A 22,504-nucleotide genomic window follows, 5' to 3' on the forward strand; every position below is an offset into this window, starting at 1 on the left:
GCAAGACCGCCATCGCCGGCAAGCCGGGCTCCTACAGGTTTGGCGTGAACCTCAATCCCGAATCCCCCCGCGATTTTGTAGGAGCCGGCTTGCCGGCGATGGCGTCCGTGAGATCGCCATCGCCAGCAAGTCGGGCTCCTACAGATTTGGCGTGCCATGCAAATGCGGGCGAGGTCTTATATTCCTAAAAGATATAAATAGATAATTATATATTCCTTTTAATGTCGTTCCGGGAGGTGCACTTTGGGCGCCTGCACATCCGTTCGGATGCGTTCGACATCACACAGGAAGCCGCATCATGACCATCAAAGCGATCAACGTTCGCAACCAGTTCAAGGGCGTCATCAAGGAAATCGTCGAAGGCGAAGTGGTCTCGGAAATCGATGTGCAAACCGCATCCGGGATCGTCACCTCGGTGATTACCACCCGCTCGGTGCGCGACCTCGAATTGAGGGTGGGCAGCGAAGTCATCGCCTTCGTCAAATCCACCGAGGTCTCGATTGCCAAGCTCTGAATCGACTCTCAAGAAAACGACAGGCCCTGGCTCGCGCGGATCAGGTCATAGGCCTTGCGCGCGATCAGGTTGGCGGTGTTAGGCCGGATCCACAGGTAGTAAGTGACGTCCGGCAGTCGCGGCAATCCATCATTTTCACCCAGCACACGCATGTCCGGGCCGAGCATTTCCATGCTTCGGGGGGTGACCCCCAGTCCCGCGCGCGTCGCCGCTTTAATGCCGATCAGGTTCGACGCCAGGTACGCCTGACGCCAGGGAATGTTCGCGCGTTCCAGCGCTTCCAGTGCATAGCGCCGATAGATGCTTGGCTCATCCACGAGAATCAGCGGCAAGGGTTCGCCGGGGTTGTGCAGGTATTGCGCCGAGCAAATCCACCACACCGGCGAGGTGCGCAAGGCAAAGCCTTCGAGGTTCGGGTCTTCGCGAGTGGAAATCACCATGTCGACCTTGCCCCGGTGCAGGTCTTCCATCAGGAACGGGCTGCGACCGACGTCGATTTCCAGGCGCAAGCGCGGTGCCGAGCGAGCGATGTGGCTGAGGATCGGCGGCAGGATCGTGTCAGCGATGTCATGGGGCGAGCCGATGCGCAACACGCCGCTCAAGCTGCTTTCACGCAGGGAACTCAAGGCTTCGTCGTTGAGCGAGAGCATTTGCCGTGCGTGGCGCAGCAACTGCAGCCCGGCTTCCGTCAGTTGTTTTTGCCGCCCGCGTTTCTCGAACAGATTCACCCCGACCTGTTGCTCCAGGCGTTGCATGTGTTGGGTGACTGACGATTGCGTGCGGTCCAGTTGCGCGCCGGCCTCGGCAAAACTGTGGTGATCCACCACCGCGATGAAAGTGCGCAGCAATTCGAGATCAAGCGTGGGCAGGGTCGACATGGGCGTTTCCAGGGCTGTTTTTACATCACGAGTTTAAACATAAGCATTAAGACTCGTTATGTGTTTTTTCTGAGTTATTCAGTGCGAAAGGGGTTTTAAGCAACAAATACAGGGGTTGTAGCCATTCTGTCTTTCAGCGCTAAACGCCAAGTTATAACGATATTAGATATTTGAATTTCCGTTACACCAACGCTGTACCTAGGATCCCCCACATCAGGTCGGGGGACGCCGATCATCCATGAGGGGGAAAACCATGTTGTTCGAGCGCACACCTGTAAAACGAATATTACCTGTGATGTTGGGCGCCCTGGTCTCACTGGCCGCCAGCACGGCTGCCCAGGCTGACGCGACGCTGGACAAGATCGAGCAGCGTCATGCGCTGGCGGTCGGCGTGCTGTTGTCGGGCGGCCCGTTTGGCGGGATTGATCCGGTCACCCAGAAGCCGCGCGGCTTGAACGTCGAACTCGCTCAGGAACTGGGTCGCCAGTTGGGCGCTGAAGTGGAGCTGGTCCCAGTCTTGCCGGCCAACCGCGTGCAGTTTTTGCAGCAGGGCAAAGTCGATTTGCTGATCGCCAACATGGAATGGACGGCGGAACGCGGCGAGATTCTCGGTTTTGTGCCGACGCCGTTTTACCGGGTCGGCGGCACCGCGGCGGTGCTCAAGGACAGCAAGATCAGCCGTTGGGAAGACCTCAAGGGGCAGCCGGTCTGCACCTCGCAAGGCAGCAGCTACGTCAAGCCGCTCACCGAGTTGGGCGTCGAGATCAAAGCTTTCAAGAGCTCGTCGGAATCCTTGCTGGCGTTGCGCGGCAATAACTGCGTCGCCGCAGTGCACGACGCCACGCTGGTCAATCCATTGATCGCCGACAGTGCCGAATGGAAAGACTACCGGGCGATCTCCCCGGAACTGAACCCGGCGCCCTCGGTGATCTGGACCCGTCGCGGCGAAAGCGACACCCAGGCCAGGCTCGACCCGATCGTCAAGGAGCTGCACCGCAGCGGCTGGCTGATCGAGGCGCAGACCCGCAACCACATCACGCCCGCGTCACCGGCGCTGGTCGAGTTGCAAAAGAAGTTTCAGGCCAACGGCGCCTGATTCAACTCATCGTCTTCACTACGCCGGCGCATTGCGCGACGGCTGTTCAAGGTAGTCGCGCATGAATCGCTATTTTTCCGTAAAAAACCTGTCCTCGCTGTGCCTGGCCGGCGCTGTCGTGTTGGGTGCGAGCCTGGCTCAAGCCGATGCCACGCTGGACAAGATCGAGCAGCGCCACGCCATCAGTGTCGGGGTGATTCTCAGCGGGCCGCCGTTCGGCACCATCGACCCGAAGACGGGCGAACACCTGGGCTACAACGTCGAGCTGGCCAAAGGCGTTGCCAAGGCCTTGGGCGTCGAAGCCAGCACTGTCTCGGTCCTGGCGCCGAATCGCGTGCAGTTTTTGCAGCAGGGCAAGGTCGACATCCTGATCGCCAACATGCAGTTCACCGACGAGCGCGCCGAGATCCTCGATTATGTGCCCACGCCTTATGAAGAGGTGGGCGGCGCGGCGTTGATTCGCAAAGGCTCGGGCATTACCCAATGGGCCGACCTCAAGGGCAAGCCGGTGTGCGTGTCCCAGGGCAGCAACTTCATCAAGCCGTTGCAGGAAACCTACGGCGCCGAGATCAACGCGTTCCGCAGCCAGTCCGAGTCGTTGTTGTCGCTGCGCGGCAATGGCTGCGTGGCGGCGGTGCATGTCAGCCCGACCATGCATGCGTTGTTGAGCGATGCCGAGTGGGCCGGTTATGAAATCCCGCTGCCGGGTGATTTGATCCCCTCCAACTCGGTGATCTGGTTGCGTAAAGGCGAGCACGATACCCAGGCGAAACTCGATGCCATCGTGCGCGACTGGCACCGCAGCGGCTGGTTGATCGAGCTGGGCGAGCGCACGGGCATGGCGCCGTCTCAGGCCCTGCGTGACTTGCACGAAAAATATCGCAATGCCGCGCCGCTGGCGGTGCTTCCGTGAGTCTGTTCGCAGACTTGCAGCAACTGCTCGGCGCCAGCCATGTGCAGAGCAGCGAAGAGGCCGCGCCGTACTTGACCGATAAACAGGGCCGTTACGTCGGCCAGGTCATTGCCGCGGTGCACCCGGCCAATACCGAAGAGGTCGCGGCAGTGGTCCGCGCCTGCGTGGCCGCCGATACGCCCGTGGTGGTGCAGGGCGGCAACACCGGGCTGATGGGCGGCGCCACCCCGGACGCCAGCGGCCGTGCGGTGTTGCTGTTACTGGATCGCTTGAACCGGGTGCGCGCCGTAGACACCGACAACGACACGCTGACCGTCGAAGCCGGCTGCATTCTGCAAAACGTGCAGGACGTCGCCCGTGAGGCCGGTCGCTTGTTTCCTCTGAGTCTGGGCGCCGAAGGCAGTTGCACGATTGGCGGCAATCTCGGCACCAACGCCGGCGGCACCGCCGTGTTGCGCTACGGCAATACCCGCGAGCTGACGCTGGGGCTGGAAGTGGTGACCGCCGAGGGTGAAATCTGGAATGGCCTGCGCGGTCTGCGCAAGGACAACACCGGTTATGACCTGCGCGACCTGTACATCGGCAGCGAAGGCACCCTCGGCATTATCACCGCAGCCACGCTGAAACTGTTCCCGCTGCCCAAGGCGCAAGCCACGGCGTTGCTGGCCTTCGACTCGCTGGCGCAAGCGGTGCAATTCCTGTCCCATGCCCGCGCCGGGTTTGGCGCCAGCCTCACCGCTTTCGAACTGCTCAGTGCCGATTGCCTGGCGCTGCTGCGCGAGCAATTTCCCGAGGGACCGCAACCTTTTCTCGGTGTCAGCCAACCCTGGTTCGCGTTGCTGGAACTCTCGGATAACCACAGCGAAACTCACGCCCGCGATGCCTTTGAAGCGGTGCTCGGCGATGCGTTCGAAAAGGATTTGCTGGCCAATGCGCTGATCGCCGAAAGCCTCGCACAAAGTGAAGCGCTGTGGCTGTTGCGCGAAAACATGAGCGAGGCGCAGAAACGTGCCGGCCGCAACATGAAGCACGACATCTCGGTGCCGATTTCCCAGGTCGTGGCGTTCGTCAGCCACACCGATGCGCTGTTGCAGGCGCACTTTCCCGGTGTCCGGCATTTCACCTTCGGCCATCTGGGCGACGGCAACCTGCATTACAACGTCGCTCATCCGCTGGATTCGACGGTGGATACGCACATGGCGAACTACGCGGCGCTCAGCCTGCTGGTTCACGACAGCGCCCATGCCCACGGCGGCTCGATCAGCGCCGAACACGGCATCGGCCAACGCAAGCTGGGCCTGCTGGATCGCTACAAAAGCCCGGTGGAGCTGGATCTGATGCGGCGCATCAAGCAAGCGCTGGACCCGAAAAACCTGCTCAATCCGGGCAAGGTCGTGGAGGTTGCCCAGCCATGACACTAAGACTTTCCAGGCGTGTGCAGCGTGTGTCCTTGTCGGCCAACGCCGCCGCCAAATCCCGCGCTACCGAGTTGCGCGAAGCCGGTCGCGACATTCTCGACCTGACCACTGGCGAGCCGGATTTCGACACGCCCGAACACATCAAGCAGGCGGCGTATGCCGCCATCGCCGCCGGTGCCACCAAGTACACGCCGACGCCGGGCGTGAAGGCTTTGCGACTTGCCGTGCAACGCAAGCTCCAGCGCGAAAACGCACTGGAGTATTCGCTGCCCTCCATTGTGATTGCCAACGGTGCCAAGCAAATCATCTTTAACGCCTTTGCCGCGACCCTCGACGAAGGCGATGAAGTGCTGGTGCCCACGCCGTACTGGCCGTCGTTTCCGGACAGCGTGCGTTTCAACGGTGGCGAGCCGGTGTTTATCGAATGCGGTCTGGAGCAGGGCTGCAAGCTGACAGCCGCGCAACTGGAGCAACACATCGGCGAGCGCACGCGCTGGTTGATCCTCAACGGCCCCGGCAATCCCAGCGGCGCGGTCTACAGCGCAGCCGAGTTGCAGGCGCTCGCCGAGGTGCTGCGCCGTCATCCGCAGGTGTTGATCCTGCTGGATGAACTCTATGAGCACATCCGTTTCGACGGTCAGCCGCCGCAGAGCCTGCTCAATGTCGCGCCGGATCTGCAAGCGCGCTGCCTGTTGGTCGGCGGTGTGTCCAAGACCTACGCGATGACGGGGTGGCGCATCGGTTTCGGTGCCGGGCCACAACTGCTGACGGGCGCCATGGCGGTCGTGCAGTCGCAATCGACCTCCGGGGCTTCCTCGGTGGGGCAAGCGGCTGCATTGGCGGCCTTTGACGGAGGGCTGGATTTCCTGCCCGAGCACGTTGCGGCTTATCAGCTGAGAAGGGATGTGTTGGTGAGCACGTTGCGCGACGTAGACGGTCTCGAAGTGCTTGAGCCTCAGGGCGGTTTCTTTGTGTTTGTGCGCTGCGCCGGTTTGCTGGGGCGTTATCGTCCTGACGGCGTCCGTTTGAACAGCGACGCCGACGTCGTCGCCTATTTGCTGGAGGAAGGGGTGGCTGGCGTAGCGGGCAGTGCCTATGGCCTGTCGCCGTGGTTCCGCCTGTCCATCGCCACCGCGACCGACAGCGTGGCTGAAGCCGGACGCCGCATTGCCCGGGCCTGCGCGCAACTGCGGGGTACGGCATGAGTCACTGGCTGGAGCTTTTCGTCCGCTGGAGCGCCGGGTTCGGCCTGAACTACAGCTTTCTGCTGGACGCCTATCAACGCGGCACCCTGGTGCAGGGCGCGCTGACCACGGTGTTGTTGTGCCTGTTCACCATCGTCGGCAGTCTGCTCGCCGGCGTGGGATTGGCGGCGATGCTGACGTCGGGCAAGCCGTGGCTGGCGAAACCGGCGCGGGTGTTCGTCGAAGTCACCCGCAACACGCCGACGCTGGTGCAGCTGTATTGCGCCTTCCTGGTGCTGAACATGTTGCTGACCCAGGCGGTCGGCGCGGCGAACCCGCTGACGCCGTTCGCCTGGGTGGTGATTGTGATTTCGCTGCACAAGGGCGCATTCCATGCCGAAGCCTTGCGAGCCGGCATCGAGGCGGTGCCGAGTGTGACGCTGGAAGCGGCCAGTTCCCTGGCGTTCAACGCTCGGCAGTTGTTGTGGAACGTGCAACTGCCGCTGGCCTTGCGCTTCGCCTTGCCATCGTTGATCAACAACCTGATCGACCTGGTGAAGATGACCGCCGTCGCCTCGGCGATTGCCGTGGGCGATATCACCTACGCGTCGATCATGATCTGGACCCAGAGCGATAACGTGCTGGAACTGATGATCCTGATTCTGAGCTTTTTCGGTCTGCTGAGTTTTATCGTCAATTGTGTGGGGCGCTACCTGGAAGCGCGCCTGAGGATGCCCGGCTATGGCCATTGAATCGTCCGTCACCGCGCCGGTGACCTGGCCGCGGCGGCACGTCGGCAAATTGTTGCTGCTGATCTGCGTTGTGCTCGGGTTGCTGTGGTTGGCCCCGCAAAGCCCGGTGCTCAAGGCGCTGCTGCAATGGTCACCAGCCCTGGCCGTGGGCTTCGGGCAAAACATTCTGATCAGTCTGGTCGCCATTGCTCTGGGTTCGGTGCTGGGGTTGCTGGTGGGCGCACTGGCGTTGTCGCCGCTGCGTCTGCTGCGTTTCCCGGCACGGATCTGGGTGCAGATTTTCCGCAATGCGCCGTGGCTGGTGCTGATCTATTTCACCACCTATGTGTTCCCGTTCGAGATCAAGATCGGCAGCGCCTACGTCTCGTTCCCCGACTGGGTCAAGGTGACCATCGGCCTGGCCTTGCCGGCAAGTGCCAACGTCGCGGAAATCTTCCGTGGCGCCATTGCTTCGATTCCGAGCACGCAGTGGGAAGCGGCCCGTTCGCTGGCGTTCACACGTGGGCAGATTTTCCGCTCGATCATCCTGCCCCAGTGCTTCAAACGCATGTTGCCGCCGTGGATGAACCTGTATGCGGTGATCACCATGGGCACGGCGCTGGCCTCGCTGGTGGGTGTGCATGACGTGATCGACACCGCGCAGATCGCCAGCAACACCGTGAACATGACCGGCTTCACCGTGGTGATTTACCTGAGCCTGCTGGTGCTGTTCTTCGCTTATTGCTACCCGATTTCCCGTCTCACCCAACGCCTGGAGCGACGTTATGCCTTCTACTGAAACCGTCGCCGAGCCTCTGGTCAGCCTGCGCGATTTGCACCTGTCGTTCGCCAGTAACCCGGTGCTCAAAGGCATCGACCTCGACGTTCATCGTGGGCAGGCGGTGTCGATCATCGGCCCCTCCGGTTCCGGCAAATCGACCATCCTGCGCTGCATCACCGGGTTGTTGCAGCCCCAACGCGGCAGCATCCGCGTCGGCACCACCGAGGTGCACACGCTGGCGCAGGAAGCCCAGCGCATCGAGTTGCGCAAGCGCGTGGGGTTTGTCTTTCAGCAGTACAACCTGTTCCCGCATTTGTCGGTGCTGGAAAACCTGGTGATTGCGCCGCGCAAGGTGTTGGGGCGCAGCCGCATCGAGGCCGAAAAAGAAGCGCGTGCCTTGCTGGCGAAAGTGCGCATGGAGCACAAGGCCGATGCCTATCCGGGGCAACTGTCCGGCGGCCAGCAACAACGTGTGGCGATTGCCCGGGCGCTGGCGATGCGCCCGGAATTGATCCTGTTCGATGAAGTGACCTCGGCCCTTGACCCGGAAACCGTCGGCGAAGTGCTGACGGTGATTCGCGAGCTGACCGAAGAGGGCATGACCTGCGTGCTGGTCACCCACGAAATGCGCTTCGCCGAAGAGATCAGCGACATCGTCTACTTCACCGAAAACGGCGTGATCGTCGAGCACGGCAGCGCCGCACAGATTTTCCAGCACCCGAGCAGCGAGCGTACCCAGGAATTCCTGCGCCATGCCTTGGGTGATCCGGGACGCCGTCCCGCCGTTGCCAACGATCCGTATCTGCTGACCAACCTGGGTCGCTACAGCCTGTCCGTCTAATACCGAGGAGCCTGTCCATGAGTACCGAAAACCGTGCCGCCGTCATCGAGGATTTCCTGAAGAAAATCCGCGTCATCAACCAACGTGGCGTCGACCGCGCCGCGCTGGTGGAGATCGTCTCCCTGCTCGAAGCCCTGGCCGAGCGCCGCGATCTGTTCAATTTCGACGCGTTTCCCGCGCCAGTGCCGGGGCAGGGCAGCACCGCGTTTCGCTACCGTCTGAATGACGACGGCGACACGCCGACGCTGTACCTGAACTCGTTGTTGCCGGGCAAAAGCACGCTCCCGCACAACCACGAAACCTGGGCGATCATCAGCGCCGTCGAAGGCCAGGAGATCAACTACGTCTATGGTCGTGATGACGAAGGCCGCGAGCCGGGTTTCACCACCCTGCATCTGCAAAAGGAAGTGATCGTGCAACCCGGCACGTCGATTTCGTTTCTCGGTGAAGACCTGCACGGCATTCGCGTTGAAGGCGAGAGTGCGACCTTGCATTTCCATCTCTACGGCTTGCCGCTGGAATCCCTCAACGGCCGTTATGGCGTCGAAGCGGACGGGCGCATTCTCAATTACAACGCCTCGCAAATGGCGCCGTCGATCAAGGCCTACGCATGATCGATTTGTACTACTGGCCGACCGGCAACGGTTTGAAGATCGGCATCCTGCTTGAAGAACTCGGGCTGGATTACCGAGTGGTGCCGATCAACATCCGCGAGGGCGAGCAGAAGCAGGCGGCGTTCCAGCGGATCAGCGCCAATGGACGGATCCCGGCGATTGTCGACCATGCACCCGAGGGGTTGAGCGAGCCGCTGAACCTGTTCGAATCCGGCGCCATTCTCAATTACCTGGCCGACAAGGCCGGGCGTTTTCTGCCGCCGGCCGGCAGTGTCGAGCGGCAGAAAGTCCAGGAGTGGCTGTTCTGGCAGGTGGGGCATATCACGCCGTACCTGAGTCAGTTGCAGGTGTTCAAGGAGAAGGCGCCGCAGCCGATTCCGTTTGCCCTCGACCTGCTCAGTGCCGAAGCGACGCGGCTGTATTGGGTGCTGGAAACGCGTCTGGCTGACGTGCCGTATGTGGCGGGCGAGTACTCCATCGCCGACATGGCGATTTTCCCGTGGATCCAGCCGCAACGTCAGGGCCAGGACCTGGCGGACTTCCCGCACATCCACGCCTGGCGCGAACGCCTCAAGGCACGGCCGGCGATTCAACGTGCGTATGCGAAGGGCCGCGACGTGGCGGCCAATGAGCGCTCTCTGGCGCTTCAATAATTACTTTTCAAGCGGGACTTCCATGAGCCAGACCGTAACCCCAGGGCAATTGCAACAGTGGCTGTTCGACGGGCAGGAAATCGCCCTGTTTGATGTGCGCGAACACGGCCAGTATGGCGAGGCCCATCTGTTTTACGGGGTCAATCTGCCCTACAGCCGACTGGAGCTGGAGGCTCGGCGGCTGGCGCCGAACCCTCAGGTGCGGCTGGTGATCTATGACCAGAATGGCGGCGATGTCGCTACGCGTTCTGCCCGGCGTCTTCAGGCGTTGGGGTATGAGCGCGTGCACGTTCTCGAGGGTGGTGCCGATGGCTGGCAGGCTGCCGGTTATCAGTTGTTTGCCGGCGTGCATGTGCCGTCCAAGGCGTTCGGCGAATTGGTGGAGGAGGCCAGCCACACGCCGCATGTCACCGCGCAGCAGTTGGCCGAATGGCAAACCCGTGGCGAACCGTTGGTGGTGCTGGACGGCCGGCCGTTCGATGAATACCGCAAGATGACCATTCCCGGTTCCGTGTGCTGCCCGAACGGTGAGCTGGGTTATCGCATCCATGATCTGGTGCCGGATGACACCACGCCAATCGTGGTCAATTGCGCCGGCCGGACCCGCAGCATTATCGGCGCGCAAACGCTGATCAACCTGGGCTTGAAGAATCCGGTCTACGCGTTGGAGAACGGTACTCAGGGCTGGTACCTGGAAGATTTTCAGCTGGAACACGGCAGCAGCCGTCGTTATGCCGATGCGGTATCCGTTGCGCCATTGGCGGCGCAACGCCTGGCCGCTGCCGGGCTGGCGGAACGGGCCGGGGTGAAAACGGTTACGGCAGCACAGGTCGAGCAGTGGGCCGAAGAGGTCGGGCGCAGTCTGTTTCTGTGCGACGTGCGCACCGCCGAGGAGTTTGCCGCTGGCAGTCTGACCGGCGCACAGCACACGCCGGGCGGGCAGTTGATTCAATCCACCGACCTGTATGTCGGCGTGCGTCAGGCACGATTGGTGCTGATTGACAGTGATGGCGTTCGCGCGCCGATTGTCGCCAGTTGGCTGCGCCAGTTGGGGCATGAGGCGTATGTGCTGGAAGGGGGCGTGAGCAGCGGTCTGGCGTTGCCCGGGACCGAAGTTGCCGCCCATGAGGCGTTGCCATCGATCTCGGTGCAGGCACTGTCCGACGCGTTGAAGGACGACGCCGTCGCGCTGATCGATTTGCGCCCGAGCATGACCTTTCGCAAGGGCCATATTGCCGGCTCTCGCTGGTCGATCCGTTCACTGTTGGCGACACACGTAGCGGGCGAGCAGCGTCCTCTGGTTCTGCTGGCCGATGATCCGCTGCTGGCAGCGTTCGCTGTGCAGGAATTGCCGGAAACCCAGCGCGCACAACTGCGACTGCTGGAAGGCGGACTCGCTGCCTGGCGTACGGCCGGTTTCACTGTGCAGGAAAGTCCGGACACACCGGCCAATGAACAGTGCATCGATTTCCTGTTCTTCACCCATGATCGGCACTCCGGCAACAAGGATGCGGCGCGGCAGTACCTGGCCTGGGAAATCGGCTTGCTGGCGCAAATGAGTGACGATGAGATCGCCAGTCTCAAACCACTGCAACCTCACGCCACCGAGGATTCGCGGGTACGCACACGCCTGGTCCATTCGGCACGCACTGAGCAGGGCAGTGGCGGTCGTTCGGTCAACATGCCGGTCACCCGTCTGAGCACGGTACTGTTCGACAACCTCGCGCAAATGCGTGACGCCCGTGCCCGCCGTGACACCGAGCGGGTGTTGAGTTACGGCGCGCGCGGCAATCCAACCGCGTTCGCCCTCGAAGACCTGGTCACCGAACTGGAAGGCGGTTATCGCACCCGTCTGTTCGGCACCGGGCTAGCGGCGGTCGCGCAGACGTTTCTGGCGTACCTGCGCCCCGGCGATCATGTGCTGATCACCGATGCGGTGTACGCACCGGTGCGGCGTCTGGCCCGGGAATTTCTTGAGCCGTTCGGCATCCAGGTCAGCTACTTCGTCCCCGACGGCAGCGATTTGCAGGCGCAACTGCAAGCCAACACCAAAATGGTCTACACCGAAGTCCCGGGCTCCTTGCTGTACGAACTCTGCGACTTGCCGGCCATTGCCGCCCTGTGCAAACCGCGAGGCATTCTGCTGGCCGTCGACAACACCTGGGGCTCGGGTTACCTGTACCGACCGCTGACCCTCGGCGCGGACATCTCGATCATGGCGCTGACCAAGTACCTGTGCGGTCACAGCGATGTGGTCATGGGCAGCGTCTGCGTCCGCGAAGATGCCTGGCAACCGCTGGCATCCATGAGCGACATCTTTGGCGTCACCGTCAGCCCGGATGACGCTTATCTGGTATTGCGCGGCGCACGAACCCTGGCACCGAGACTGGAGGTGCATGAGCGCCAGGCGCTGGAAATCGCCCATTGGCTGCAAGCGCAACCGCAGGTGAAACGGGTGTTCCATCCGGCCTTGCCCGACCACCCTGGCCACACCTTGTGGCAACGGGACTTCAAAGGCAGCAACGGCTTGCTGTCCTTTGAGCTGAACGAGGCGGACGCCGCTTATGTCGAGCGCTTCATTGACGCGTTACAGCTGTTCGGATTGGGCGCTTCCTGGGGCGGTTTCGAAAGTCTGATCACCGTGGCCGACACCCAGGATCGCCAGAGTGCGGCGGACCGTTCATTGAATCCGGTGCTGCGCTTGCACATCGGGCTGGAGGATGTCGAGGCGTTGATTGAGGATCTGAAGCGCGCGTTCGCGGCGGCTGCATCAGCCTGACACCTGCTTCCAGTCGAGGGCAAAACGCGCCAGGTATTTGCGCAGTCGGTCAGCATCATTCGGCTGCGCCTTTGCTTGACGGGACACTCCAAATAACCGTCGCCCAGCATCAGACAGGCTGTCTGACTGACGACAGACGTCGAGCACCGCTTTGAGTTGCAGTCGATCAAACAGGTCGATATCAAGGTTTTCACCGAGCAGTTGGTCGAGCCCGTCATCCGGTTGTGCCAGGCCCCAGGCATAGCGCAGGCGATCGATTTCTTCCTGAACCTGGGTTTCATCGATTCGCCCGCTGTCGGCTAATGTCGCCATGCGGGTGATGGAGGCTGAAAGCTCTCGGAAGTTGCCCAGCCACGCGGCTTCACTTGAGCTGGCAAAGGCCAGGTAGCGGCGTCGTGCTTCGAGGTTGAAGCGCGCCATGTGACCTTGTTCGCGGGCGTGGCGCGCGAGCTCGAAATCGATGTTCGGCTCGATGTCTTCGCGGCGCCCGGCCAGACCGGGAAGGTCGAATGTCCACAGGTTGATTCGCGCATACAAGTCTTCGCGAAACAGGCCTTCGGCCACCCGGCTGCGCAAGTCGCGGTGAGTGCCGGCGATGATCTGGAAATCGCTCTCCACTTCCTTGTCCGATCCTAGAGGGAAGAAGCGTTTCTCCTCGATGGCCTTGAGCAGCATGGCTTGCTCATCTGCGCCCAGCTCACCAATTTCATCCAGAAACAGCATGCCACCATCGGCGGCTCGCAATAGGCCGTCGCGAGCGTTTTGCGCGCCGGTGAACGCGCCTTTGATATGGCCGAAGAGGGTCGACATGGCGCCGTCACCGCGCAGTGTGGCGCAGTTCACTTCGACGAAACGGCCCTGCACCTGGTGGCGACTGTGCTTGAGTTCATAGATACGTCGGGCCAGAAAGGATTTGCCTGCGCCGGTCGGGCCGATCAGCAGCATCGGCGCTCGCGAGCGCACCGCGACGCGCTCGATTTGCTCGATGGCGCGGTTGAACGCGGCGTTTCGGGTGGCGATCCCTGATTTGAGAAAGGCCAGGCCTTCCAGGCGTTTATGGGCGAAGCGCGTGGCAATGCGGTCGTAGCGCGACAGATCGAGATCGATCAGGGCGTGGGTGCCGATGGCGCGCTCTTGCTCGTTAAGCCGGCGAGCGGGAGAGGTCTGTATCAGCCTTGCCGGCAGGTAGCGCGCTTCGGTGAGCAAAAACCAGCAAATCTGCGCCACGTGGGTCCCGGTGGTGATGTGCACCAGGTAGTCCTCGTGTTCAGTGTCGAAACGATAGGCGGTGGTGAAGTCGTGAAGTGCGCCGTACACCTCTTCGAAATCCCACGGGTTGCGCAGCGACATCGGGTGCAGGTGCACTTCGGTCTCTGGCGAGACCTGGCGAATGTCTTCGCGAACACGCTCGGCCAGGCTGACGTCTCGGGCATCGGTGCCATGGATCAGCTCGAGCCGATGAATCACCACATCTTGTTGCTGGCACAGCCCCACGCTCGGTCGCCAGTGACTCCAGCGATTGGCGCCCTTGCCAACGCGGTCGAGTGTAGATCCGATAAATCCGATGGCGACCGTGCGCTTCTTTGACATGCGTATACCAAAAGATAAATAGCGATAACTGAAGATAGTTAATAGACGGCAGATTTTTCTAAAACTTGAGATGTGTTTTTCACAAAACTTAAAAAATACTTAAAAATCAATAAGATAAAAATAAAGTTCGTCGTAGGAACAAAACTGGCACGTCGACTGCAATACCTCTGGCAACGAACAAGACAACAGAGCGAGACGCCACGATGGCCAACTTCAAGCTGTTCAACACCCAACAGGCAACAGTGCCAGCTTGCGACATGCTGAACGCGGCTCAAGCTCCGGCTTATGCCTACACAGCCAAACACAAACTTGCCCAACTGGCCGCGACCGGTTGCCTGAACCAGACCTTTTACGCTTCGGCCGAAAGCCAGCTGGAGAATGTGTTGCAACTGGTGACCGAACTGGACAGCCGATATGTGGCTAAGGCCGCGCTTTACGCTCGTAAAAAAGGCCATATGAAAGACATGCCGGCCTTGATGCTGGCAGCCCTGACGGCACAGCGTTCAATGCTGGTGCCGGAGCTGTTTGAGCAAGTGGTAGACAGTGGAAAGATGCTGCGTAATTTCGTGCAGATCCTGCGCAGCGGCGTGACAGGGCGAAAGTCGCTCGGGTCGCAGCCAAAGCGTCTGGTGCAAAACTGGTTGAACAACGCCAGTGAATATCAGCTGTTGCAGGCGTCGATTGGTAACCAGCCATCGTTGGCAGACGTGGTGAAGATGGTTCACCCAAAACCCCATGAGGCATGGCGTGCAGCCTTCTTTGCCTGGCTGATCGGTAAGCCGGTGGATGTGCAGACGCTGCCAGCACTGACACGCTCGTTGCTGGCGTTTCGCAGCGGGGCGAGCGATGAGGTGCCGCAGGTACCCTTTCAGTTGCTCGGCAATGAAACGTTGAGCAAAGAACAATGGGCGTCTCAAGCACGGAACATGGGGTGGCAGGGGCTGCGCATGAACCTGAATACATTGGCACGCCACGGTGCGTTTCAGGTGCCGGGATTCGCCAAATATGCAGCGGTACGCCTGGCTGATGCCGAAGCGGTAGCCAAGGCGCGGGTTTATCCATACCAGTTGCTTGCGGCCTATCGCATGACTGGCAATGACGTTCCGCACGTGGTGCGTGAAGCATTGCAGGAAGCGCTGGAACTGTCGTTGGCCAACGTTCCGACGTTGCAAGGTTCGGTGATCGTTTGCCCGGATGTCTCGGGTTCGATGCACAGTCCCGTGACCGGTTATCGTCAAGGCGCGACCACGGCAGTACGCTGCATTGATGTGGCTGCGCTGGTGGCTGCGGCGGTATTACGCAAACAGCCGGCAGCTCAGGTGATGCCGTTTGAAACGCAGGTGGTGGATATTCAGCTCAACCCTCGCGACAGCGTGATGAGCAATGCCGCAAAACTGGCTGCAATAGGTGGTGGCGGGACGAACTGCTCGGCGCCGCTGGCAAAACTGGCGAACGCCAAAGCCAGGGTCGATACGCTGATTCTTGTCTCGGATAACGAGTCCTGGATCGATGCGCGTCACCACGGCGGCACTGAGACGATGCGGCAATGGGAGCGGATCAAGCAGATCAACCCGCAGGCACGGTTGGTGTGCATCGATATGCAACCCGGCGCCACAACGCAGGCGGCGGACCGCGAGGACATATTGAATGTCGGTGGTTTTAGCGACGCGGTGTTCGATGTGATTGAACAGTTCACCCGTGGCAACTATGGCGCGCAACACTGGGTGAAAGCGATCGAAGCCATGGAACTTTGATCGTCAACACGCAGAATTGAGTTTTTTACAGGCGCTGAATGCCGATGGGACTACATCAAACGACGTCTCATCAAACCCTTGTCAGCGTGTGTGAAAGGCACGAATGCCGATTGGCTGTACATCCAGGACCGGTTAACCCCGGTGCGCGGTAACGCGCAACAGTCACTCATTTTTTGTCGTGCCACCTTTTAAGATTTGCCCGGCGAATGCCGGTGGAACTACAGGACAACGTGGTCGCGGGTTCGAGTCCCGCCAGCCGAAAGGCTGTAGCTCAGCGGTAGAGCGCGATGCATGTTTCACCAAACCTTGTCGCCCCAGGCTCCAGAACAACGCCGAGACAATCGGCCAATAGAAAAGAATCGAAATCATGAAAGAACATACCTACCAACTGCTGGAAGTCGCCAACGGCAAACCGATCAAACTGTGGACCGAGGGCGTCCCGGTAGAAAACGAAGCCAGACAGCAGTTGATGAACACCGCAAAGATGCCGTTCATCTTCAAGCACCTGGCAGTGATGCCGGATGTGCATTTGGGCAAGGGCTCGACTATAGGCAGCGTGATTCCTACCGTTGGGGCGATCATTCCGGCTGCTGTCGGGGTGGATATCGGTTGCGGCATGATTGCCGCGCGCACGTCACTGACGGCCAGTGATTTGCCGGACAACCTGCATGGCCTGCGTTGCGCGATCGAGAAAGCGGTGCCGCACGGGCGCACATCCACACGTTCACGTCGGGACAAGGGCGCCTGGGACGATGTACCTCAACAAGCCGATAAGGCCTGGTCGGCGCTGGACCCGCGGTTCAAGGCGATCACTGACAAGTATCCGAAGCTGGCCAACACCAACAACCGTGGGCATTTGGGCACGTTGGGTAGCGGCAACCATTTCATCGAGGTGTGCCTGGATGAAGCCAATCGGGTCTGGTTCATGCTGCACAGTGGATCCCGTGGGGTCGGTAACGCTATTGGCAACCTGTTCATTCAGTTGGCGCAGGCGGATATGCGTCAGCACATCGCCAATCTGCCTGATCGCGACCTGGCCTACTTCGAGGAAGGCAGCCAACACTTCGATGATTACGTCGAGGCGGTCGGTTGGGCCCAGGATTTCGCCAAACAGAACCGCGCACTGATGATGCAAGCGGTGATTCAAGCGACGCGGCAGGTGATCAGCAAGCCTTTTGAGGTTGCACTGGAAGCGGTGAACTGCCACCACAACTATGTGCAAAAAGAACGGCATTTTGGTGAGGATATTTTGGTCACCCGAAAAGGCGCAGTGTCGGCGAAGAAGGGCGAACTGGGGATTATTCCGGGATCGATGGGGGCAAAAAGCTTCATCGTCCGCGGGCTCGGTAACGAGGAATCATTCTGCTCTTGCAGCCACGGTGCCGGCCGCACCATGAGTCGCACCAAAGCGAAAAACATGTTCACCGTCGAAGATCAGATCCGCGCCACCGCCCACGTGGAGTGCCGCAAGGATGCTGCTGTCATCGATGAAATACCGATGGCCTACAAGGACATCGACCAAGTCATGCACGCCCAGCGTGAGCTGGTGGAAGTGCTGCACACCCTGCGTCAGGTAGTGTGCGTAAAAGGATAGGGAAAATGGAATATCACGATCATCACCCTCTGGCGCCCGAGATGCGCGCCAGAGTCCTGAAAGAGCTGGAACGCATCGAACGCGAGCGTAACGTCACCGTGCTTTATGCCTGCGAATCCGGTAGCCGAGCCTGGGGTTTTGCTTCGACTGACAGCGATTACGATGTGCGTTTTGTGTATGTAGAGAAACCCGACTGGTTCGTCCAGGTTGATACCGCGCGGGATGTAATCGAGCGACCGCTGGACGATGAGCTTGATGTCAGCGGCTGGGAGTTGCGCAAGACCTTGGGTTTGTTGCGCAAGTCCAATCCGACCTTGCTCGAGTGGCTGGATTCGCCTTTGGTGTATCGCAGCGAACCTGCCGCGACCGGGCGTCTGCGTGAGCTGGCCGAAACCTTCTACAGCCCACCGGCAGCACGAAACCATTATCTGTCGATGGCCAAGAAGAACTTTCGCGGTTATCTGCAAGGCGATAGCGTGAGATTCAAGAAGTACTTCTACGTTCTACGGCCGTTGCTCGCCGTGCGCTGGATCGATCAAGGGCTGGGTCGCCCGCCGATGACGTTCGCCGACTTGCTGAGCACAGTCGATGATCAGTCGTTGCTGGATGAAGTCGCCGAGTTGTTGGTGCTCAAACGCAACGCCGATGAAAGTGCATACGGCCCAAGACGCAACGCCCTGCACGCGTTCATCGCCGCAGAGTTGGAGCGTGCCGTACCTAAACTGCCGCGTACTCAGGAAGACTCGCGATTGCTCGACGATTACTTGAGAGAGACTGTCGGGCACTACGCATAAGGATGAAGATGAAACAGGAAGTGATTGAACTGGATGGCGCCATTGGCGGTGGCCAGGTGTTGCGCAGCGCTTTAAGCCTGTCGATGGTGACCGGTCGCGCACTGCAAATTAAAAACATCAGAGCCAAACGCAGCCGGCCCGGATTGTTGCGTCAGCACCTGACTGCCGTACTGGCTGCGGCTCAGGTTTGCGATGCAAAAGTGCAAGGTGCGGAATTGGGTTCGCAGTGCCTGTCCTTCGAGCCGGGTCCGATTCGCGGCGGGGATTTCAGTTTTGCGATCGGCACGGCGGGTAGCTGCACGTTGGTATTGCAGACGCTGTTGCCGGCGTTGCTGCTGGCGCCTGAAGCCAGTCGGGTGCGTATATCGGGTGGTACTCATAACCCGATGGCGCCTCCGACTGATTTTCTACAGCTAGCCTGGTTGCCGCAGCTGCGGCGCATGGGCGCCAAGGTTGAATTACAGTTGTTGCGTCACGGTTTTGTGCCTGCCGGTGGTGGTGAGATCGAGGTGTTTGTCCAGCCGTCGAAACTGCTGCCGTTGCATCTGTTGGAACGCGGCGCCTTGCTCACGAAACATGCCAGCGCGCTGATCGCCGGGCTTGCGCCGCATGTGGCGGAGCGCGAACTTGATCGGGTCGCCAAGCGGCTGAACATGGCGCAGGAGGAACTACTGATGGTCACGATCAACCAGGACCAGGGACCGGGCAATGTTTTGCTGTTGGAGCACAGGTTTGAGCACGTAACCGAAGTATTCAGCGCATTCGGCCAAACGGCCCTTCGCGCGGAAAAGGTTGCTGACGGCGCGATTAATCAGGCCATGGACTGGCTGAACAGCGGAGCAGCAGTGGCCGAACACCTGGCCGATCAATTGCTGTTGCCAATGGCGTTGGCAGGCGGTGGAAGTTTCACTACGCCACGGATGACTGAACATCTGCAAAGCAACATCGCGGTCATCGAGCGATTTCTGCCGATCACAATTGATTGCAGGGAAGAAGGGGCTGCCCGGCTCAGAGTTGAGTGCAACTGACCCGTCTCCGCCATCACTTGAACTTGATCACGATCCCTTTGAGTTTGCGTCCCTCAATGGTTCTTACATCACGAGCCCACAGCGGCCCGTTGACATAAGCGCCCATCGGTTGGATATGGTCGTAGACCACCACCACGGCATCGCCACCGAGCTTGGCTGACTCGTCCCGAAGTTTTCCTTCTACCTGGGTGATCGGGGGGGCAGGATCAACGCTGGCATCGATCAGCACTTCACCCAATCGAATGTGCGGGCGAAGGGGTTCGGTACGCAACACCACGACTTCACTGGCCAGCGTCGGCGCGGGATGCTCGACACCCACATAAGCAGTGGTCTGGGCATCGACCGTGGCGCAACCACTCAAACCCAGCAGGGTTCCGGCGAGCGCTGTCGCCAGCAGCGATATTTTCAAACGGGTGGACCAGGGCGCGTCATGGGCGGGCATGGTGGGTTTCCTCCGAAGGTTCTGCTGCGAGGCGGGGTGGCCTGTTGACGGTAGCAGACGGTCCGGGAGTGTCCAGAACGCCCAGCCTTTTCAGGTTGGGCGTTTGCTTGCCGGTAACGTCACTGATCCTTTTCGCAATTGACCATCCACGACACGCCAAACCGGTCGACCAGCATCCCGAAACGCGCGGCCCAGAAGGTCGCTTCCAGGGGCATTTGCACGCTGCCGTCTTCCGCCAATGCGTTGAAGACCCGTTCCGCCTCGGCAATGCTGTCGACGTTCAGCGAGACCGAACAACCGGCCATGTCATCCGTGGGGCGATCAGGTGTGGTGTCCGACCCCATGATCGCCTGATCGCCCACCGACAGGCGGGTATGAATGATCAGGTTGTGCAGGTCCGCCGCAAAGTGCTCGCGCGCCGGGCTTTCACCGAAGGTCATCATGACGTCGAGCTGGCCTTGAAGGGCCTGGGCATAGAAAGTGAACGCGGCTTTACAGTCGCCGTTGAAGATGAGGTAGGGATTGATTTTCATTGTTTGCTCCCGTTGCCAAACGACGGAGGTGGGTTTTCCTGTAGGAGCGAGCCTGCTCGCGATGGTTTCCAGAACGCCTCGCTTATCCAGACCGCACGCTCCTACAACGGCATTAGCAAAGCCTTAGAGGTGGTGATTGGCAAAAATCGTTTAGATGTTTTTTCTATTGAAACGGTGCGGGTTATCGCTCAATCCACGACCACCGGGACATCGTCTTCGCCCAGGCAGACCGTCAACTGTTGACCGGCTTCGTTGAAGGCGCAGTTCGGTAACGACTGTTGCTTGAAAATGGCCATGGGCACGCCGACAAACAAGATGAGCAGCGTGGTCGCCACGGCCATTCGCCCCGACATTGCCGAGCGTGACGGCGATGTTTTTGAGGCGCGGCTTTTGATCCTCGAGCGGGCATACAGGCCGCTGCACAGCAACACTGCGCCAATCAGCATGGCCACGCCGATCTCCTGTCGGCTGGTACTCAAAATCATTTGGTCGGCGTTGGCCGGATAGTTCAGTTGCCACCAGGCGCCAATGCCCACGGGCAAAAGTCCGGCGCTGATCCAGCCATAGATTGATCCGGGCAAACGACACACCACGGCAAGCAACAGGCCGACGCTGGCAGCGCCCCAGCCCATCAGATACAGCTGGGTTGCCATGCCTCCCCCCATAAAAGTGCCGCCGACATCGATGGGCATTATCAGCAACCAGTCAAAGGCGGCGATGTGCAGCGTCAGTACGAAGACGGCGATACAGCTCAGGGGGTAGTAGAGCCATGACCAGAGGGTGCGGGGACGGGATAACACACGAATTCCTTTTTGTGTTTGAGGGCGAGCCATTATGCGGCGTGGGTTTACGCTTTGCATCGGTGGCTCGCTCGATCCACTGAAACCAGTCCGGCTTCTCAGGCCGCTGCGCGTGGCACCGAGGGCCGCAGCAAACGCTCAATGGCCCCTGCCACGAGGTTTTCCAGCAGTTCATTACGCTCAGGCTCATCCAGCAGATGATGCGCCAGCCAGCAGGGCGCGCTGTTCAGCAGATTGGCGATGGCATGTCCGGCGGCCTGTTGCGCCTGTTCACTGAGACGGGGTTTGGTCCCGAGCATCAGCAGCAATGTGCGTTCGTACTGTTCGCGCAACTGCCGAACGCGCGCCTGCTGTTCGTCATTCAGGCAGCCGCTGTCGCGTTCCACCAGACGAAAATGCCAGGGCATTTCCTGATGCAGATTCAAATGCGCGTGGATCAGGCTGTTGAGCCTGTCGCGCTTGGCCGGAGACTTTTGCTCGATGCGCCCCAGGGTTGCCAACAGCTCTTCGTAGAACTCCTCGATCAAGTCGAGCAGCAAGTGCTGTTTGCTGGGGTAATGGTGATACAACGAACCTGGGGAAAGCCCCAGGCACGTCGCGAGCTCACGCATGCCGACCTGACCGAAACCTTTGCTGGCAAACAGCTCCAGCACCTTGTCTCGGTACTCGGCGAAACGTGAGCAACGCTCAGGCATAGGCATGGAAGCCACGCCCCGTCTTGCGTCCCAGATAACCGGCGGCAACCATTTCCTTGAGCAGTGGCGCGGGGCGGTATTTGCTGTCGTTGAAACCGTCGTAGAAGGCTTCAAGAATCGCCAGCACGGTGTCCAGGCCGATCAGGTCGGCCAGTGCCAGCGGGCCGATGGGCTGGTTGCAACCCAGGCGCATCCCGGCGTCGATGTCTTTGGCGCTGGCCAGGCCTTCCTGAAACACCAGGATCGCTTCGTTGATCATCGGTACCAGAATCCGGTTGACCACAAAGCCCGGACGGTTACCGGCGGTGATCGCGGTTTTGCCCAGGGTGGTTGCCATGTCCAGCGCCAGGGCGTGGGTTGCGTCGCTGGTTTGCAGGCCGCGAATCACTTCGATCAGGCCCATCACCGGCACCGGATTGAAGAAGTGCAGGCCGATGAAGCGCTCAGGCTGGCTGACGCTGGCGGCAAGTTGGGTAATCGACAGCGACGACGTATTGGAGGCGATCACACACTCGGCGCTGACCTGCGCGGCGATTTGTTGCAGCACGCGCAGTTTCAGGTCGAGATTTTCGGTGGCGGCTTCGATCACCAGTTGCACGTTGTGCAAGCTGCTGTAGTCGGTGCTGGTGCGGATCTTGTCGAGGGCGGCGAGCTTTTGAGCTTCTGTCAGTGTGTTCTTGGCAACTTGCCGGTCGAGGTTTTTGCCGACGGTCGCAACAGCCTTTTGCAGTGCGCTCTCGGAGATATCGATCAAGGTCACGTTGAACCCTGCCTGGGCGCAGACTTGTGCAATGCCGTTGCCCATGGTGCCTGCGCCGATCACGCCAATGTTTTGCAGATTCATGTACACGTCCTTCCGGTCAAACCCCGCG

General features: G+C 60.3%; 22 protein-coding genes. 15 read left to right on the forward strand and 7 right to left on the reverse strand.

What is annotated here, in order from left to right; genetic code table 11:
- Positions 1 to 298 precede the first annotated feature (298 nt).
- The gene (locus K5R88_RS01605) at positions 299 to 514 is read left to right on the forward strand and encodes a TOBE domain-containing protein (RefSeq protein ID WP_008032823.1); all 216 of its coding nucleotides are present in this window, start codon (positions 299 to 301) and stop codon (positions 512 to 514) included.
- 8 nt (positions 515 to 522) lie between these two features.
- Here K5R88_RS01605 and K5R88_RS01610 read toward each other — a convergent pair whose 3' ends face one another.
- On the reverse strand, positions 523 to 1,392 hold the full coding sequence (locus K5R88_RS01610; RefSeq protein WP_008032824.1) for a LysR substrate-binding domain-containing protein: 870 nt from the start codon (positions 1,390 to 1,392) through the stop codon (positions 523 to 525).
- Positions 1,393 to 1,645: 253 nt separating this feature from the next.
- Between K5R88_RS01610 and K5R88_RS01615 the strand changes: the two genes are divergently transcribed.
- From K5R88_RS01615 to metC, 10 genes are all read left to right on the forward strand, one after another.
- Complete coding sequence (locus tag K5R88_RS01615; protein ID WP_226299031.1) at positions 1,646 to 2,488, forward strand: transporter substrate-binding domain-containing protein; 843 nt, start codon at positions 1,646 to 1,648, stop codon at positions 2,486 to 2,488.
- Positions 2,489 to 2,549: 61 nt separating this feature from the next.
- On the forward strand, positions 2,550 to 3,401 hold the full coding sequence (locus tag K5R88_RS01620; RefSeq protein WP_226299032.1) for a transporter substrate-binding domain-containing protein: 852 nt from the start codon (positions 2,550 to 2,552) through the stop codon (positions 3,399 to 3,401).
- The gene (locus K5R88_RS01625; RefSeq protein ID WP_226299033.1) at positions 3,398 to 4,816 is read left to right on the forward strand and encodes an FAD-binding oxidoreductase; all 1,419 of its coding nucleotides are present in this window, start codon (positions 3,398 to 3,400) and stop codon (positions 4,814 to 4,816) included. The genes K5R88_RS01620 and K5R88_RS01625 overlap by 4 nt, the downstream gene beginning before the upstream one ends.
- Positions 4,813 to 6,024, forward strand: a complete 1,212-nt coding sequence (locus tag K5R88_RS01630; protein WP_226299034.1) for an aminotransferase class I/II-fold pyridoxal phosphate-dependent enzyme — start codon at positions 4,813 to 4,815, stop codon at positions 6,022 to 6,024. The genes K5R88_RS01625 and K5R88_RS01630 overlap by 4 nt, the downstream gene beginning before the upstream one ends.
- Positions 6,021 to 6,755: an amino acid ABC transporter permease gene (locus tag K5R88_RS01635; protein WP_226299035.1), complete on the forward strand. Its 735-nt coding sequence runs from the start codon at positions 6,021 to 6,023 to the stop codon at positions 6,753 to 6,755. The genes K5R88_RS01630 and K5R88_RS01635 overlap by 4 nt, the downstream gene beginning before the upstream one ends.
- Positions 6,745 to 7,533, forward strand: a complete 789-nt coding sequence (locus tag K5R88_RS01640; protein ID WP_223413851.1) for an amino acid ABC transporter permease — start codon at positions 6,745 to 6,747, stop codon at positions 7,531 to 7,533. The genes K5R88_RS01635 and K5R88_RS01640 overlap by 11 nt, the downstream gene beginning before the upstream one ends.
- Positions 7,520 to 8,356: an amino acid ABC transporter ATP-binding protein gene (locus K5R88_RS01645; RefSeq protein WP_008041176.1), complete on the forward strand. Its 837-nt coding sequence runs from the start codon at positions 7,520 to 7,522 to the stop codon at positions 8,354 to 8,356. The genes K5R88_RS01640 and K5R88_RS01645 overlap by 14 nt, the downstream gene beginning before the upstream one ends.
- Before the next feature lie 17 nt (positions 8,357 to 8,373).
- Positions 8,374 to 8,970, forward strand: a complete 597-nt coding sequence (locus K5R88_RS01650; RefSeq protein WP_008032837.1) for a hypothetical protein — start codon at positions 8,374 to 8,376, stop codon at positions 8,968 to 8,970.
- Positions 8,967 to 9,623 (forward strand): glutathione S-transferase N-terminal domain-containing protein, encoded by a 657-nt coding sequence (locus K5R88_RS01655; RefSeq protein ID WP_226299036.1) that lies wholly within the window; start codon positions 8,967 to 8,969, stop codon positions 9,621 to 9,623. Before K5R88_RS01650 ends, K5R88_RS01655 begins: the two co-directional genes overlap by 4 nt.
- A 22-nt stretch (positions 9,624 to 9,645) precedes the next feature.
- Positions 9,646 to 12,402 (forward strand): cystathionine beta-lyase, encoded by a 2,757-nt coding sequence (gene metC, locus K5R88_RS01660; protein WP_226299037.1) that lies wholly within the window; start codon positions 9,646 to 9,648, stop codon positions 12,400 to 12,402.
- On the opposite strand, the gene rtcR is transcribed toward metC, so the two are convergent.
- Positions 12,394 to 13,992, reverse strand: a complete 1,599-nt coding sequence (gene rtcR, locus K5R88_RS01665; protein WP_226299038.1) for an RNA repair transcriptional activator RtcR — start codon at positions 13,990 to 13,992, stop codon at positions 12,394 to 12,396. The genes metC and rtcR overlap by 9 nt on opposite strands.
- Before the next feature lie 203 nt (positions 13,993 to 14,195).
- On the opposite strand from rtcR, the gene K5R88_RS01670 reads away from it, so the two are divergent.
- The 4 genes from K5R88_RS01670 to rtcA all read left to right on the forward strand — a co-directional run bounded on the left by K5R88_RS01670 (position 14,196) and on the right by rtcA (position 19,162).
- Positions 14,196 to 15,746: an RNA-binding protein gene (locus K5R88_RS01670; protein ID WP_226299039.1), complete on the forward strand. Its 1,551-nt coding sequence runs from the start codon at positions 14,196 to 14,198 to the stop codon at positions 15,744 to 15,746.
- A gap of 367 nt (positions 15,747 to 16,113) precedes the next feature.
- The gene (locus K5R88_RS01675) at positions 16,114 to 17,340 is read left to right on the forward strand and encodes an RtcB family protein (RefSeq protein ID WP_223452472.1); all 1,227 of its coding nucleotides are present in this window, start codon (positions 16,114 to 16,116) and stop codon (positions 17,338 to 17,340) included.
- A gap of 5 nt (positions 17,341 to 17,345) precedes the next feature.
- Positions 17,346 to 18,134: a nucleotidyltransferase domain-containing protein gene (locus K5R88_RS01680; protein ID WP_226299040.1), complete on the forward strand. Its 789-nt coding sequence runs from the start codon at positions 17,346 to 17,348 to the stop codon at positions 18,132 to 18,134.
- An 8-nt stretch (positions 18,135 to 18,142) separates the two neighbouring features.
- Positions 18,143 to 19,162, forward strand: a complete 1,020-nt coding sequence (gene rtcA, locus K5R88_RS01685; RefSeq protein ID WP_192226529.1) for an RNA 3'-terminal phosphate cyclase — start codon at positions 18,143 to 18,145, stop codon at positions 19,160 to 19,162.
- Positions 19,163 to 19,175: 13 nt separating this feature from the next.
- Here rtcA and K5R88_RS01690 read toward each other — a convergent pair whose 3' ends face one another.
- The 5 genes from K5R88_RS01690 to K5R88_RS01710 form a co-directional block, all read right to left on the reverse strand.
- Positions 19,176 to 19,604, reverse strand: a complete 429-nt coding sequence (locus K5R88_RS01690) for a hypothetical protein (RefSeq protein ID WP_223452471.1) — start codon at positions 19,602 to 19,604, stop codon at positions 19,176 to 19,178.
- A 119-nt stretch (positions 19,605 to 19,723) separates the two neighbouring features.
- On the reverse strand, positions 19,724 to 20,137 hold the full coding sequence (locus K5R88_RS01695; RefSeq protein WP_008032844.1) for a VOC family protein: 414 nt from the start codon (positions 20,135 to 20,137) through the stop codon (positions 19,724 to 19,726).
- A 188-nt stretch (positions 20,138 to 20,325) separates the two neighbouring features.
- Positions 20,326 to 20,997 (reverse strand): hypothetical protein, encoded by a 672-nt coding sequence (locus K5R88_RS01700; RefSeq protein WP_226299041.1) that lies wholly within the window; start codon positions 20,995 to 20,997, stop codon positions 20,326 to 20,328.
- 38 nt (positions 20,998 to 21,035) lie between these two features.
- Entirely contained in the window at positions 21,036 to 21,638 is a 603-nt protein-coding gene (locus K5R88_RS01705) for a TetR/AcrR family transcriptional regulator (protein ID WP_226299042.1), read from the reverse strand.
- Positions 21,625 to 22,476, reverse strand: coding sequence for a 3-hydroxybutyryl-CoA dehydrogenase (locus tag K5R88_RS01710; RefSeq protein ID WP_226299043.1), 852 nt, complete (start codon positions 22,474 to 22,476; stop codon positions 21,625 to 21,627). The genes K5R88_RS01705 and K5R88_RS01710 overlap by 14 nt, the downstream gene beginning before the upstream one ends.
- Positions 22,477 to 22,504 lie beyond the last annotated feature (28 nt).

The organism is Pseudomonas sp. MM213 (genome assembly GCF_020423045.1).
Lineage (GTDB): Bacteria > Pseudomonadota > Gammaproteobacteria > Pseudomonadales > Pseudomonadaceae > Aquipseudomonas > Aquipseudomonas migulae.

Coding starts and splice junctions, on each gene's coding strand:
- K5R88_RS01605 (WP_008032823.1), top strand. CDS start 299: ATGACCATCAAAGCGATCAACGTTCGCAACCAGTTCAAGGGCGTCATC.
- K5R88_RS01610 (WP_008032824.1), bottom strand. CDS start 1,392: ATGTCGACCCTGCCCACGCTTGATCTCGAATTGCTGCGCACTTTCATC.
- K5R88_RS01615 (WP_226299031.1), top strand. CDS start 1,646: ATGTTGTTCGAGCGCACACCTGTAAAACGAATATTACCTGTGATGTTG.
- K5R88_RS01620 (WP_226299032.1), top strand. CDS start 2,550: ATGAATCGCTATTTTTCCGTAAAAAACCTGTCCTCGCTGTGCCTGGCC.
- K5R88_RS01630 (WP_226299034.1), top strand. CDS start 4,813: ATGACACTAAGACTTTCCAGGCGTGTGCAGCGTGTGTCCTTGTCGGCC.
- K5R88_RS01635 (WP_226299035.1), top strand. CDS start 6,021: ATGAGTCACTGGCTGGAGCTTTTCGTCCGCTGGAGCGCCGGGTTCGGC.
- K5R88_RS01640 (WP_223413851.1), top strand. CDS start 6,745: ATGGCCATTGAATCGTCCGTCACCGCGCCGGTGACCTGGCCGCGGCGG.
- K5R88_RS01645 (WP_008041176.1), top strand. CDS start 7,520: ATGCCTTCTACTGAAACCGTCGCCGAGCCTCTGGTCAGCCTGCGCGAT.
- K5R88_RS01650 (WP_008032837.1), top strand. CDS start 8,374: ATGAGTACCGAAAACCGTGCCGCCGTCATCGAGGATTTCCTGAAGAAA.
- K5R88_RS01655 (WP_226299036.1), top strand. CDS start 8,967: ATGATCGATTTGTACTACTGGCCGACCGGCAACGGTTTGAAGATCGGC.
- metC (WP_226299037.1), top strand. CDS start 9,646: ATGAGCCAGACCGTAACCCCAGGGCAATTGCAACAGTGGCTGTTCGAC.
- rtcR (WP_226299038.1), bottom strand. CDS start 13,992: ATGTCAAAGAAGCGCACGGTCGCCATCGGATTTATCGGATCTACACTC.
- K5R88_RS01670 (WP_226299039.1), top strand. CDS start 14,196: ATGGCCAACTTCAAGCTGTTCAACACCCAACAGGCAACAGTGCCAGCT.
- K5R88_RS01675 (WP_223452472.1), top strand. CDS start 16,114: ATGAAAGAACATACCTACCAACTGCTGGAAGTCGCCAACGGCAAACCG.
- K5R88_RS01680 (WP_226299040.1), top strand. CDS start 17,346: ATGGAATATCACGATCATCACCCTCTGGCGCCCGAGATGCGCGCCAGA.
- rtcA (WP_192226529.1), top strand. CDS start 18,143: ATGAAACAGGAAGTGATTGAACTGGATGGCGCCATTGGCGGTGGCCAG.
- K5R88_RS01690 (WP_223452471.1), bottom strand. CDS start 19,604: ATGCCCGCCCATGACGCGCCCTGGTCCACCCGTTTGAAAATATCGCTG.
- K5R88_RS01695 (WP_008032844.1), bottom strand. CDS start 20,137: ATGAAAATCAATCCCTACCTCATCTTCAACGGCGACTGTAAAGCCGCG.
- K5R88_RS01700 (WP_226299041.1), bottom strand. CDS start 20,997: ATGCAAAGCGTAAACCCACGCCGCATAATGGCTCGCCCTCAAACACAA.
- K5R88_RS01705 (WP_226299042.1), bottom strand. CDS start 21,638: ATGCCTATGCCTGAGCGTTGCTCACGTTTCGCCGAGTACCGAGACAAG.
- K5R88_RS01710 (WP_226299043.1), bottom strand. CDS start 22,476: ATGAATCTGCAAAACATTGGCGTGATCGGCGCAGGCACCATGGGCAAC.